This is a genomic window from Pseudomonas sp. MH9.3 (genome assembly GCF_034354675.1).
In the GTDB taxonomy this organism is placed as follows: Bacteria; Pseudomonadota; Gammaproteobacteria; order Pseudomonadales; family Pseudomonadaceae; genus Aquipseudomonas.
Genome location: NZ_CP133785.1, coordinates 1,038,002 through 1,051,063, shown reverse-complemented (window position 1 = coordinate 1,051,063; position 13,062 = coordinate 1,038,002). Strand labels below are relative to the sequence as shown.

The following is a 13,062-nucleotide window of genomic DNA, read 5'->3' as shown; positions in this document are numbered from 1 at the left end:
AAAAACGAGTTCTCGGGTCTGAATGCATAACGACTGATTATGAATAACCTCAGGAAGACATTGCCTGCGCTGACCAGTTTGCTGCCTTTTGAAGCGGCTGCCCGGCTGGAAAGCTTCTCGAGGGCCGCTGATGAGTTGCACATCACCCAAGCCGCCGTCAGCCGGCAAATCCGCGGTCTTGAAGAAGATCTCGGCGTGAAGCTCTTTGTCCGGCGTAATCGGGCGGTCTTTTTGACGGAGGAGGGGCGGCAGTTGGGAAGCGTGGTGAGCGCGGCACTGGGAAATATCAGCGACCATGCTGTTACGCTTCGAGAATCACAGCGCAAAAATCGTGTCGTTTTACTCTGCCAGTTATGTGAAGCCTTTTACTGGCTGATGCCACGCCTCTCCACGTTCCAGGATCAACAGGCGGGAATCGAGGTTCAAGTAGTGACCTCAACACGGCCTATTGCCGAATTCAACGACCGCTTCGATGTTGCCTTGCAAAGCACCGGACGCGCCAGCGGCTTGCATGCTCTGGCGTTTACGGCTGCTGACGAAGTCTTCCCCGTGTGCAGTCCGTGCTACCTTGCCACAGGCACGTTGATTGGCCCTGAAGCGCTTTGTCTGCACCATCTTTTACACTATCGCTCTACGTCCCCGGACTTTATGGTCTGGGAAGAGTGGTTGCAGGTGTTTGGAAAGACGATCGCGAATCATGTGCCTGGTACGGTGTTCGATAGCTACCCGCTGATGCTTCAGGCGGCAGTCGCGGGACATGGCATCGCATTGGGATGGCGTCGAACTGCCGAAAAGCTTATTGAGGAGGGCGCTTTGGTGCGACCTTGTGCAGAATATGTGCCTCTGCCCCATGCCATTTCTGTTTATAAAGAAAATGGCGGGGATGAACGGATTGAAGTGCAAGCGCTACTGGCGTGGCTCCAGGAACAGTTGAGCACCTAGTTGCGAAGCAATAAATGGGTCAGGTAAACGCCGATCGTTGGTGCATGAAAAAACTTGCGATAAGGGCGATAGCGTCAAATGTTTCTGAATCTTGAAGTTCGCAGCTACGAGCGGGAAGCCCCTCACCACCATCACGAGCATGCTCAATTGGTACTGCCGATTCGTGGCCGAATGGAAATCGACGTAGGGGGGCGCGGTGGCTACATCGATCAGTCACTGGCGGCACTTGTGACGCCCGGCGCGGTGCACTCGCAGCATACGCACGCCGATAACCGCTTTCTGGTTCTGGACTGCGCGCCGACGACGCTGGAAACGCTGCAGATCGAGCGTCTGGCTCGGAGCATCTATGTGCCCATTCCCGCCGCTACTCGTCGGCTGATGGAGTTCGCCGAGCTGATAGGAAACGCGCAACTGTCCCTCGCGGCCTCACAGCTGGGCCCTTTGCTTCTTTCGTCCCTGGGCGCTGATGCTCCCCGCGTTGCAGACCCCATGAAGCAATTGATCGTCCGTCTTCAGGCCAACCCTGGCGCGAACTGGAGCAACGAAAGCATGGCTCGAGTCGCCAATATGAGCCTGAGTAAACTGCACCAGCGGTTTCGCCAATTGTTCGAGATGACCCCTCAAGCGTGGTTGACTGAAGTACGCCTGCAGGAAGCTCAACGCTGGCTGCGCGCAACCTCGTTACCCATAGCCGAGATTGCCTTGCGGGCAGGTTTTTCCGATCAGGCATCACTGACCCGGACCATGCAGCGTATCAGCGCCATAACGCCGGCTGCTTATCGCAAAGCGCAGAAACAGCCTGGGTAAAAGACTGCACAGTTACCGACAATATTTGCCGAATCAGCTGCATCAGACTTCATCCATCAGGCTATGGAGTACGGGTGAAATGTTTGCTGATCGGTCACTGCTCAAGGGCATTGTTTACGGCGTGTGCGCAGGGTTGTGCTGGGGCGTGATTTTCCTCGGCCCCCAGCTGACCCCGGGGCTAAGCGGCCTGGAATTCGCAGTGCTGAGATTTCTTTGTTATGGCGCGGTCTCGGCGGTTTTGCTGATGCCGCGCTGGCGGCGCGTATGCGCCCATCTGAGCATGGCTGACTGGAAATCACTGTTCTGGCTCAGCCTGATAGGGAACCTCATCTACTACACGCTGGTGGGCACCGGCGTGCAGCTGGTGGGCATCGCCACAACGTCGCTGATTGTCGGACTCATCCCGGTAATCGTCACCCTGGCAGGTCGTCATGACGCCGACGCCGTTTCCCTGCACAAGCTCGTCCCTTCGCTGTGCTGCGCGGTGGGTGGCGTCATGCTCATCAGTTGGCATGCACTGATCAATGGCGACAGGCCGGATACGCTGGCAACCATCGCCGGGATTTCATGCGCGGTGGGTGCTCTGGTGACGTGGAGTTGGTATGCCGTAAGCAACGCTCGGCGGCTAGTTCAGGTCGCCAGCGTCTCCTCGCATGACTGGGCACTGCTGACAGGGGTGATGACGGGGGCTCAGTCGCTGCTTTTGGCGGCACCTGTTCTGGGCTTGCAGGCCGCAACCCATGGCAGCGCTCAATGGCTGCATTTTTTGCTGGTGGCAGGAGGCGTAGCCATCTTGTCTTCAGTGGTGGGTGGCGCATGCTGGAACCAGGCGAGCCGACTTCTGCCGCTGGCACTCAGCGGACAAGTGCTCGTGATTGAGACATTGGCGGCGCTGGTTTTTGGGTTTCTATGGGAGCAGCGGTTGCCTGACTCCTATGAAACAGCGGCGATTGCACTGCTTGTTACCGGTGTCGTCTGGTGCCTGAACTGTCATCGTAATCCGGGTTATTCTGCGGCTATGTAGTTAGCCTTCACCTTTACGGAGTCGAATCATGTTTGGCGGATTCCAGAAAGCACAACGCCAGGTAAACGGCGTGAACATCAGTTACCGCATTGGCGGCAGTGGCCCCGCGCTGCTGCTGTTGCACGGCCATCCGCAGACCCACGTGATCTGGCACAAGGTGGCTGCGCAGCTGGCGGGCATTTTTACCGTAGTCGCCGCTGATCTGCGCGGCTATGGCGACAGCGACAGGCCGCCAGCCGACGCCGGGCATGCAGGTTATTCCAAGCGTGAAATGGCGCTCGATGCTGTCGAGTTGATGAAGTCGTTGGGCTTTGCGCAGTTCAGGGTGCTGGCCCATGACCGCGGTGCGCGCGTGGCCCATCGCCTGGTCCTCGACCATCCGCACGCGGTGCAGCAGATGGTGCTGCTGGACATTGCGCCAACCCTGTCGATGTACGCGCAAACGAACGAAGCCTTCGCCCGCGCCTACTGGCACTGGTTCTTCCTCATTCGGCCTGCGCCATTGCCGGAGGGGCTTATCGAAGCCGACCCCGAGCTCTATCTGCGCAGTGTGATGGGCTCCCGTAGCGCCGGCCTCAAGCCTTTCACCGACGAGGCGTTTGGCGAGTACCTGCGCTGCCTGCAACGTCCGGGCAGTGCGCGGGGCATTTGTGAGGATTACCGCGCTTCGGCCGGTATCGATCTGGAGCACGACCGCGCCGATATCCTGGCGGGCAATCATCTGACGCTGCCGCTGCTGGTACTCTGGGGCGAGGAGGGCACAGTGGGGCGCTGTTTCGAGCCGCTGGAAGAGTGGCGCAAGGTCGCCCTGAATGTTCGCGGCAAGGCGCTACCTTGCGGCCATTACATCGCCGAAGAAGTACCTGACGTGCTGCTCGAAGCAGTGCTGGGTTTTTTCGCTGCACCCGTTTAGCTGTGTGGCTTGATCGGTCAACACGCCGCACCCGTCATTGTTCACTTGAGGGCGGCGAACGGCAAACGCTCCGCCAGCGCCTGCGCAAGGTAGCGGGCGAAGACCGAGATGCGCTGGGGGATATGCTGCCGATGCTGATACACCGCAAAAATATCAGCCTTCGGCGCCTGGTGATCGGTCAGTACCGCCTGCAGTCGACCACTTTCAAGATATTGCTGAACATTCCAGCGCGACCGCAGAATCAATCCATGGCCGTCCAGCGCCAGACTCAACGCGACCTCGCCATCATTGCTCGACAGCGTCCCGCTGACTTTGTGCGAGTAATCCTGGCCATCCTTGCTGAAGCGCCAGATCGCATAGTCGCTGCCGAACTGGCGCAAAACAATGCAGTTATGCCGCGCCAGATCCGCCACGCACGTCAGCTCGGGCATCGCTTCAAGGTATCCCGCAGACGCGCAGAGAATGCGTGGATTCTCCAGCAGACGAATGCCGATCAACCGTGAGTCCGGCGGCTCGCCCATGCACACGCCGATATCGAATTGATCGTCCAGGATGCTCAGTGGCTGGCTGGTCAGCTCGAGAGAAATCTCGAGCTCCGGGTGCAGCCCGGCGAAGCTCGAGACCACGGGGGCGAGGTGCTGCCGGCCGAAACCCAGCGTGCCATTGATCCGCAACCGGCCGTGCAAGGTGGGCTGGCGGCTGCTGAGCGCGCTCTCCAGTTCCTCGAGCTGGCGCAGAATCGGCCGACCTCCCTCCAGGTACAGCACGCCTTCGGGGGTCAGCGACAATCGACGCGTGGTGCGCTGCAGCAACTGCACGCCAAGCCTGGCCTCCAGGTGGCTGAGCCGTTTGCTCACGGCAGGCAGCGACAGCCCCAGATGGCGTGCCACTTCCGTCAGGCTGGCGCGCGTAGCCACCTGCTGAAAGAAACTCAGGTCATCGATCATGCTCATGGATTCTTTCCTGAAAACTAAGAATGGCTTTCCAGCAAGGCTAATTATTAATCCCAGGACACTGCATACACTGAGATCCATGCCCCAATCAACCCAGGAGTCGAATCCATGAGCAAAACCCAGTACAAAATTGCAGTGATCCCCGGCGACGGCATTGGCAAGGAAGTGATGCCCGAAGGCGTGCGTGTGCTTGACGCGGTGGCTGCCCGCTTCAACCTCGAGCTGCAATGGGACTGGTTCGACTTCGCCAGCGCCGATTACTACCTGGCGCACGGCAAGATGATGCCGGACGACTGGTTCGACACCCTCAAGGGCTACGATGCGATCTACTTCGGTGCCGTGGGCTGGCCCGACGTGGTGCCTGACCATATTTCCCTGTGGGATTCGCTGCTGCAGTTCCGGCGTGAATTCGACCAGTACGTCAATCTGCGCCCCTGCCGTCTGATGCCCGGCGTGAAGGCGCCACTGGCGAACCGCAAGCCCGGCGACATCGATTTCTGGGTGGTGCGCGAGAACACCGAAGGCGAGTACTCCAGCGTCGGCGGCAAAATGTTCCCCGGGACCGATCGCGAAATCGTGCTGCAGGAAACCGTGATGACCCGCGTCGGCGTCGACCGTATCCTCAAGTTCGCCTACGACCTGGCGCAAAGCCGTCCGAAGAAGCACCTGACCTCGGCCACCAAATCCAATGGCATCGCGATCACCATGCCCTACTGGGATGAGCGCGTCGTGGAAATGGGCAAGAAATATCCGGACGTCAACGTCGACAAGTACCACATCGATATTCTTACGGCGAACTTTGTCCTGCACCCGGACTGGTTCGACGTGGTGGTGGCCAGCAACCTGTTCGGCGACATCCTTTCCGACCTGGGTCCGGCCTGCACCGGCACCATCGGCATCGCGCCTTCGGCCAACATCAACCCGGAACGCAACTTCCCGAGCCTGTTCGAACCGGTGCACGGTTCGGCGCCCGACATCGCCGGAAAGGGTATCGCCAACCCGATCGGGCAGATCTGGTGCGGTGCGATGATGCTCGAGCACCTGGGCCATCCCGAAGCCGGCGCCGCCGTGCTGACAGCGATCGAAACCGTGCTTGCGATGGGCCCGGAGCACGCGCCCCTGACCGCCGACATCGGTGGCACCGGCAACACCGAATCGCTGGGCAAGGCCATCGCTGCTGCGGTCTGAAAACCCGAAAAGCCCAGTGCCCGTTTGCTGCTGGGCTTTTCGATGGACAACGTGATCCGTTTGAACATCAACAAGCATGTCATGGTGTGATGTTCTTGACCCTCGCAGTAGAACATCAACGAGCCTGCCTGGAATAACGACGAACGTTCCTGTTACTGCCTGAACGTCACTCGGGTAACTGTCATATCTGATGCCGTGAAGGCAACTCCGCCTGCATGAGCCCTGAAAATATCCCCATGATTTAAATGATGTTTTTTCGGATGTTTTTCCGAAAATAACCTTTTGCGTACTGTTAATTAACCGTTACCCAACTTCTCAATGGCCGCCAGTCATAGGCAGTATCCCATAGCCGGTTAACGCAAGCCATCTGACCGGGCCTTCACGCAGAGTAAAGAAAACAAGAGGCTATCCATTGCCTCAAAACAATAACAAGACAATAAATGGCGAGGAATTCACGATGACAATGCATAACGTCTGGGAATCAATTGTCGCATTCTATGAGCCGACAATTGAAATAATGAGCTTGTGGGCCTTTGGGCTTCCTCTTTTCGTAACGGTCATTGCGGTGATGTTCATCTTCTCGCGAAAGTGGCAAGGTCCCCTGACCCTACGCGCTCTAATCAATGCAGCCTTTCCCAGGGAGCAATACGATCACGCTTCATCGCGCGTCGATAAGTGGAACGGCATTATCCTGCTTATGCTGGGTTTTCCCCTTGTCGGTGTCATCGCCATTAATGGCATCGCTATCGCTGACAACGCAGGTGCTTATTTAAACGTTGAATTCGGCGCCCAGGAGCCCGTGATCACAGCGACCTGGCTAATGGTCTCAATTCAGTTCCTGGTCTATTTCCTCAGCGTGGACTTCGTGGGGTACTGGGTACACCGTTGGTGCCATACCCATGCACTGCTCTGGCATCTTCACAAGCCTCACCACACCGCTGAAACGCTCACGCCCTGGACGCTTTTTCGACAGCACCCCATCGAGTTCTTTGGTCTGAATATCATTCCGGCGATTTTTGGCGGGGCCTTCACCGGGGTTGTACTGTATGCAACGGGAAGCCAAATTCATCCGGGCATGATCGCTGCAGTCACCACAACGGCCTATATCGCCTTCTTTGTGATAGATGTTTTTTCGCACGTCCATATGCCGATCTCCTATGGCTGGCTGAACAGGATCATTTTGGCTCCCGTCATGCACAACCTGCACCATAGTATGGAGCCCCATCACTGGGACAAGAATAACGCGGTCATACTGACACTCTGGGATTGGATGTTCGGCACGCTGTACCTGCCCAAGAAGGGTGAAACCTGGCGTTGGGGATGCAACGACGAAGAGTATGGCGCCAACAATCCACACAAAACCCTGAAGGGGTTCTATATCGATCCTTTCAAGACCCTCTGGCGTCACTTGAAGGAAGGCGAGAGTCCGAACCCATGAAGGGTGCGCAGCGCTTGGCAATCTAAAAGACAAGACCTCAATTTCCATTAAAGGACATCACCATGGCATTGAAAGACACGCTCCATTGGCGCTATGCAACCAAAAGCTACAACGGCGACAAGGTGGCGCAAGAGAAGATCGATCCGATCCTGGAAGCCATACGTCTGGCCCCCAGCAGCTCGGGCATGCAGCCTTTCAAGGTGTTAATCATCACTAACCCTGAGTTGAAGGCGCAGTTGCAGCCGATCTGCGCCAACCAACAGCAAGTTACTCAATCGTCCCATTTATTGGTTTTTGCTGCCTGGGATGAATATACGCCTGAGCGGGTCAACGACTTTTTCGAATACAGCAACGCGATACGTAATCTGCCTGCCAGTGTCACCGATGATTACCGGTTATCGCTGCTCGACTCGTTAGGCAGCATGAGCAAGGAACAGCAGTATTTTCACGCCGCCAAACAATGCTACATCGCGTTGGGATTTGCGCTGCTGGCGGCTGCTGAACTTGGCGTGGATGCCACGCCCATGGAAGGGTTCGACAACAGCGCGGTGGACGCGCTTCTGAAGCTTCGCGAACAGGGCTTGAACAGTTCGGTTCTTTTGGCCCTGGGGTACCGGGATACCGAAAGCGATTGGCTGGTAACACTCGAAAAAGTCCGGCGCGACAAGGCGCATATGTTCGTGGAGATTGCCTAGGGCCTACTCCCGTCTCTCGCACGCCACATCTGACTGACGTCAAGCGGGCGTGCGATCAGTAATTCTGCCGATAGATTCGACGGACCAAACGTACGCACCTCGTACAGTGCTTCGAAGGCCTCGCTATCACCTAGCTGGGCCTTCAAGCGATTCAGTTCGGCACTGTTCGATGCGATCTTCGCCGCTTCTATCAGGGCTGGATCCATAATGCCGGCCACGACGACGATGTGATTTCCTGCCGGTCCCGGAAAGCTCGCAAGGTAGGCGTAATCACGGCGCATGATTCTTTCAGTGGATGGCTCGGCCCAATCGGATTGAAATTGATCGCCGCTCGCTCGGTCCACAAGGGTATCGCCGCTGGCCGATAGCGAAAAACCGGAAAGGTCGAAGAACGGTTCATGCAGATCGCCGAGGGTGTCGAGCAAACCGACATAGACAATATCGTGATCGCTCAGCATCTCATTGGTGAAGCGTGATGTTGTCACATCCTTGATCAGGCTTGAATTGCCAGGCCTCGTTGCGGCCACGATTGGCGTCACCGAAACCAGAGCCGATGAGAGCCCACTCGGCAAGTGATGCGCATTCATGTCGACGTACCTCTGGCCGGCCCCAGGCATCTGCTGCTTGTACTTATTGAGAGCCTCGCTGGAAGCAATGGTGTAATCAGCGACCATGCGAAGAATGGAGCCATCAGCGCCTTGTTCACCGAATACGTAAAAATCACCGGAAACGATCAATAGCTCAGCTGTATTTTTCGTCAGACCACTCCAGAGAATGCTCTCGACGCGCGCGTCATTGGGTGGTTTCCCGGTCAGCCAGAGCCAGCACATTGCGTTGAACGCAAGGAAAAGCGCCGCGCTGGCAAAATACCGCCAATCAAGCAAACGTCGGCGCGCAGGGTTGGAGTGGTTGTCTTGCTCATCGGGAGCAGCGACCACCAGACGGTATTCGCCACGCGGCAGGACAAGACGCTCGCCACGCTCATCGACGGGCGCAGCCTCGAGTTTTTTTCTCAGCCGATGAATATGCACTCGAACCGTGGCATCAGCCGCGAGATCCACGTTGGTGGGGCGACCAAACACAACGAGTGCAATCTCGACCTCCTTCGTTGGGGTCGCCATCAGTGATCGCTCGAGCAGAAACTCGAAAAGACGAATGATCTGCCGCGATTTACCGAGCGCACCACTCTTTAAAACTCTTTGAGCGTGCGCCGCCAGTCGATTCTCCTCTTCAACGTCCTGCAACTTATCCATTTCACATCCTCACGGCGCCCGTCGCCATTGACGCAGGCCAATATTCTTCAGCCCTTGGTCAGCATGACGTTGGCGATCAGGTTATTTCATATCCCTGACTTGCACCCACAGCACCGCGTCCTGGGAAAGGGGTTTGCCTTTATAGGTTTTGGTCGCACCGATGTTGAGCGCTGCAATGCCCCACCAGCCGGCACGTGGCAGGCCGATCGTCACCACACCCTGGGCGTCCGAATAGGTACTCAGGGATTTGAATGAGGCTTGGGGGGCCTTGACATAGTCCTGCTTGCCGAAGGCGTTGTCTTTGATGTCGACAGAATGGTTGATGTATTCGAGTTCTATCTCGGCGAACGGAACGGGCTTGCCGTCAGCCAGGACCACTGCGCGGAACACGCCGCCCGTCCAGTTTGCGTAGGGCTTGTTGAGGGGTTGGATCTCAACCGGCAACCCCTGGGGCTCTGACCAGTTACCGGGGACGCCACCCACGTTGACGACGAGCTTGGTGAACTGCTGGATGTAAACGTCTTCCTCCTTTTCCAGATAGGGCTCAGGTTCAAGCACGAAAATATGGTCGCCCAGTGAGCGCACCAACTCCCGTGGAATCGATGCACGATAGGCGGCCGCTTGATTGTCGCGGCTCTGCCACTGGACAGGCTTGAGGTATTGGCGCAGGTCGGTTTTTTCGCCGCCGTGGGCGCTGATGAGATTGAACGCGCGCGGTTCACCCATATTCATCGTCGGGCCGCCGGAGAACGGGTGCGTGAACACTATGGCGAAGTCCAGATTGGCTGCACGTTGCAACGCCGTTTCGTCGAGGTAGAGCATCTGGAAGTGAGCTTGTGCAGCGCAGGTCATGCAACTGAAGGTCGCGGCGGCAAGGGCTTGAAGCAGTCTTCGTTTGATCGGCATGGTCGATTTCACTGTGTAATGTCGGAGGACTGAAGGGTGGCGCCATGGTTTTCACCGCCGAGAAACTCAACGGAGTACGCGCCGGCGGGGGCCTGGAACGTGTAGCTGTTGTCCTTGCCGACAGTGCCTTCAAGCAACAGCTTGTTGCTCGTGTCCTGAACATGGATTTTTCGACCCACAGCGGAACTGCCGTCGGTATAGCCCGCTTCACACTTCACCCAGTCGTCGTGCTCGATATAGCAGTCGAAAACCGGGCCATGGGCCAGGGCGGCCTGGCAGGACAGCAGTGCACTGGTCAGCAGGATCGGGTGGGCAAACATTTGCGCTTTCATAAGGTTCAGCCTCTAGGGTCGAGATGAATCACTGCGGGACCGCTGCTTGAATGGCAGCCGCAGGGGGACTGGCCGGCGCAAAAGCCGCCAGCAGGGCGTCCAGGTTGGAACTCAACAGCGCCTCGTAGCTGTTGGCCTTGTTGGCGAGCATGCCCGGATTGCCGATATCCAGGATCAGCAGGCGTGCGCCGCCGTCCTCGATGGCTCGTACAATCCTGGCGTCAGGCGCCCATTTGTGGACCACCACGCGGATATCACGCTCGCGAAGGTAGCGGGTCAGGGCGGCGCGGTCGGCGTCAGTCCAGTCGATGTCCTGGCGTACGAACCAACCGTCTACATACACGCCGAACTCGCCGAGCAGGTAGACCGGCTCGCTGGCCAGCGACAGGACGCGCAGGTCCGGCACTTTCAGCAGGCTGTCACCGTAGTCGGCCTTCAGTTGGCGGATGCGGCCGTCGAGCGCGGCGAGGTTGCGCGCGATCCGTGGCGCGTCGTCCGGGGACAGCCGCGCCAGGTCAGCTGCAATCAGCGCCGACATGCGCATGGCATTCACGGGCCCCAGCCAGGCGTAGGGCGACGGGGGGCCTTCGGCGTTGCGAACGTCAGCCCAGGGCACATCATTGGCGGGCACACGGGTGGTGGCCACACCGGGCTTGAGGTTGTCCCATGAATGCGAAGCATCGATTTCGACGATCCGCAGAGTGTGGCGCCGCGCCGTCGCATACAGCGGATCAGCGCGCCACAGGCTGCGCAGGGCGACCACGGCGACGGCCGTCTGGAACACGCTGGGGTCCAGGCGCGACAGCGCGTTGGCCTGGCTTTCCATGGGGACGGCGGCGTCCAGCGGAACACGTACGACCTCGAGGTGTGTGCCTTCGCCGAGTGCCGAAGTGAGTGCATACACCGCCGGCAGGGCGACCAGCACTTTTTGTTGGCTGACGTCCGCGAAGGCTGACGGCGCGCTGCCCAGCAGCCATGCCAGCAGCACCAGCCAGGGGCGAATGGATGGGTTGAACCGTGTCATACGCTGGCCCCTCTGAACTGCGGCGCGGTGCCGCGGATGATGGTTGTGAACGCAAACACCAGGGCCGCGACGATCACGATGGCGCCGCCCGTGGGCACGGGAATATGGAACTGCATCGGTGCCAGAATGCCAACCACGCAGGAAAAGGTCGCAATCAGCACGGCCCATGTGACCAGGCCAGGCAATGAATGGCTGATGTTGCGGGCGGCTGCTGCCGGTATCAGCAGCAGGGCCTCGACCAGGACGGCACCGATGATCTTCAGGCAGGCGACCGTTACCAGGGTGACCAGCACCACGAACAGGTACTCGACGCTGCGCACCTTTACGCCGCGCGCATGGGCCAGGCTTGGATTGAGGCTGGAGAGCAACATGCCGTTGTAGAGGGGCAGGCCGATCAGCGTGCAAATCAGTGTCACGCCCAGCAGTACGTTCATGTCGGTGTGGTCGACGGCCAGGATCGAGCCGAACAACACACCCTCCATCACATGCGTGTTGATTTTCGCTGACACGAACAGCAGCAATGAGGCACCGACCGCCAGCGAGATGGAGAGGAATACGCCGATCAGCGTGTCATTGGCCAGGGTGGTGCGGTGTTGGGTGTACTTGAGCGTCAGGGCGAACAGCAGGCAGAAGCCGAACATCGAAAAGTAGGGCGAGGTATACGACTCGCCGATCAGCACGCCAATGGCCACGCCGGTCATCGCCGCATTGCCCACGGACTGGCTGAAGAACGCCATCCGTTTGATCATCACCATCGAGCCCAACACCCCCAGCAACGGACCGATCAGCACTGAGCACATCAACGCATTGATCACAAACTCGTATTCGAAGGGTTGCGGCAACACGTGACTCGCGGCGAGCGCCTGGAGGTGGTCGCGAATGAAGTCATACAAGGCATTCATCGAATGACCTCCAGTCGGCTGTCGATCTGCTCGGCGGGGCCGTGAAACAGCACCCGTTGGTTGATAACGGTCACGGACTGCGCGATACGCTTGACCTGTTCGAGGTCGTGGTTGATCCACAGGATGGTCACCCCACGGTTGTTCAGTTCAGTCACCAGTGCCTCCACCAGGCGCACACCGGCCTCGTCGATCCCTGCGGTCGGTTCATCGAGGATCAGCAGCCACGGCATCGGGCTGATCGCCTGGGCCAGCAGCACGCGCTGACGCTGGCCGCCGGACAAGCTGCCAAAAGGCTTGTTACCCATCCCCGCCATGCCGGTACGTTCCAGGGCCTGGGCATTGGCTGCCCTGGCGGCGCGGCTTGCGCCCAGGAAGGCGGGCCGGCGCTGACCCAACAGGGCCATGAGATCGTTGACCGTCATCGGTACATTGCGGTCGAAGTCCGGCAATTGGGGGACATACCCCAGGGGCGCGATGAGTTCACCTTCGAATCGGATCGTCCCCGAGTGCGGCATCTGGCCCAGCAGCGCACGCACCAGCGAGGTCTTGCCGCCGCCGTTGGGGCCTACCAGGCAGTGCAAGGCGCCGGCCTCGATGCGCAGGTTCACCTGATCGAGCACCTGCGTGCCGCCCAGTCGCAGGGAGACGTTGTCGAACACAATGGCGGGGCCGCGCATTGCGTATT

At 58.7% G+C, this 13,062-nt stretch carries 14 protein-coding genes; 7 read left to right on the top strand and 7 right to left on the bottom strand.

Going from position 1 to position 13,062, the window contains the following annotated elements; all coding sequences use genetic code 11:
• Positions 1 to 39 precede the first annotated feature (39 nt).
• The 4 genes from RHM60_RS04175 (at position 40) to RHM60_RS04160 (ending at position 3,686) form a co-directional block, all read left to right on the top strand.
• On the top strand, positions 40 to 942 hold the full coding sequence (locus tag RHM60_RS04175; protein WP_322213716.1) for a LysR substrate-binding domain-containing protein: 903 nt from the start codon (positions 40 to 42) through the stop codon (positions 940 to 942).
• 78 nt (positions 943 to 1,020) lie between these two features.
• A complete protein-coding gene (locus RHM60_RS04170) occupies positions 1,021 to 1,749 on the top strand; it encodes an AraC family transcriptional regulator (RefSeq protein ID WP_322213715.1) in 729 nt (242 codons plus the stop codon).
• 79 nt (positions 1,750 to 1,828) lie between these two features.
• Positions 1,829 to 2,773: a DMT family transporter gene (locus tag RHM60_RS04165; protein WP_322213714.1), complete on the top strand. Its 945-nt coding sequence runs from the start codon at positions 1,829 to 1,831 to the stop codon at positions 2,771 to 2,773.
• A gap of 28 nt (positions 2,774 to 2,801) precedes the next feature.
• Complete coding sequence (locus RHM60_RS04160; protein ID WP_322213713.1) at positions 2,802 to 3,686, top strand: alpha/beta hydrolase; 885 nt, start codon at positions 2,802 to 2,804, stop codon at positions 3,684 to 3,686.
• Positions 3,687 to 3,727: 41 nt separating this feature from the next.
• On the opposite strand, the gene RHM60_RS04155 is transcribed toward RHM60_RS04160, so the two are convergent.
• Positions 3,728 to 4,639: a LysR substrate-binding domain-containing protein gene (locus RHM60_RS04155; RefSeq protein WP_322213712.1), complete on the bottom strand. Its 912-nt coding sequence runs from the start codon at positions 4,637 to 4,639 to the stop codon at positions 3,728 to 3,730.
• Positions 4,640 to 4,747: 108 nt separating this feature from the next.
• On the opposite strand from RHM60_RS04155, the gene RHM60_RS04150 reads away from it, so the two are divergent.
• The 3 genes from RHM60_RS04150 to RHM60_RS04140 all read left to right on the top strand — a co-directional run bounded on the left by RHM60_RS04150 (position 4,748) and on the right by RHM60_RS04140 (position 7,960).
• Positions 4,748 to 5,827 carry a tartrate dehydrogenase gene (locus RHM60_RS04150; protein WP_003236525.1) on the top strand — a complete coding sequence of 360 codons (1,080 nt, stop codon included), beginning with the start codon at positions 4,748 to 4,750 and terminating at the stop codon, positions 5,825 to 5,827.
• Between the two features lie 457 nt (positions 5,828 to 6,284).
• A complete protein-coding gene (locus RHM60_RS04145; RefSeq protein ID WP_209982298.1) occupies positions 6,285 to 7,265 on the top strand; it encodes a sterol desaturase family protein in 981 nt (326 codons plus the stop codon).
• Positions 7,266 to 7,327: 62 nt separating this feature from the next.
• Entirely contained in the window at positions 7,328 to 7,960 is a 633-nt protein-coding gene (locus RHM60_RS04140) for a nitroreductase family protein (protein ID WP_209982297.1), read from the top strand.
• Here RHM60_RS04140 and RHM60_RS04135 read toward each other — a convergent pair.
• The 6 genes from RHM60_RS04135 to RHM60_RS04110 form a co-directional block, all read right to left on the bottom strand.
• Positions 7,957 to 9,213: a winged helix-turn-helix domain-containing protein gene (locus tag RHM60_RS04135; RefSeq protein ID WP_209982295.1), complete on the bottom strand. Its 1,257-nt coding sequence runs from the start codon at positions 9,211 to 9,213 to the stop codon at positions 7,957 to 7,959. The genes RHM60_RS04140 and RHM60_RS04135 overlap by 4 nt on opposite strands.
• Before the next feature lie 81 nt (positions 9,214 to 9,294).
• The gene (locus RHM60_RS04130) at positions 9,295 to 10,119 is read right to left on the bottom strand and encodes a DUF4198 domain-containing protein (protein ID WP_209982293.1); all 825 of its coding nucleotides are present in this window, start codon (positions 10,117 to 10,119) and stop codon (positions 9,295 to 9,297) included.
• An 8-nt stretch (positions 10,120 to 10,127) separates the two neighbouring features.
• Positions 10,128 to 10,451, bottom strand: a complete 324-nt coding sequence (locus tag RHM60_RS04125; protein ID WP_209982291.1) for a hypothetical protein — start codon at positions 10,449 to 10,451, stop codon at positions 10,128 to 10,130.
• A gap of 28 nt (positions 10,452 to 10,479) precedes the next feature.
• Positions 10,480 to 11,475 carry a metal ABC transporter solute-binding protein, Zn/Mn family gene (locus tag RHM60_RS04120; protein WP_322213711.1) on the bottom strand — a complete coding sequence of 332 codons (996 nt, stop codon included), beginning with the start codon at positions 11,473 to 11,475 and terminating at the stop codon, positions 10,480 to 10,482.
• Positions 11,472 to 12,377 (bottom strand): metal ABC transporter permease, encoded by a 906-nt coding sequence (locus RHM60_RS04115; protein WP_209982289.1) that lies wholly within the window; start codon positions 12,375 to 12,377, stop codon positions 11,472 to 11,474. The genes RHM60_RS04120 and RHM60_RS04115 overlap by 4 nt, the downstream gene beginning before the upstream one ends.
• Positions 12,374 to 13,054 carry a metal ABC transporter ATP-binding protein gene (locus tag RHM60_RS04110; protein WP_245228984.1) on the bottom strand — a complete coding sequence of 227 codons (681 nt, stop codon included), beginning with the start codon at positions 13,052 to 13,054 and terminating at the stop codon, positions 12,374 to 12,376. The genes RHM60_RS04115 and RHM60_RS04110 overlap by 4 nt, the downstream gene beginning before the upstream one ends.
• Between the last annotated feature and the right edge of the window lie 8 nt (positions 13,055 to 13,062).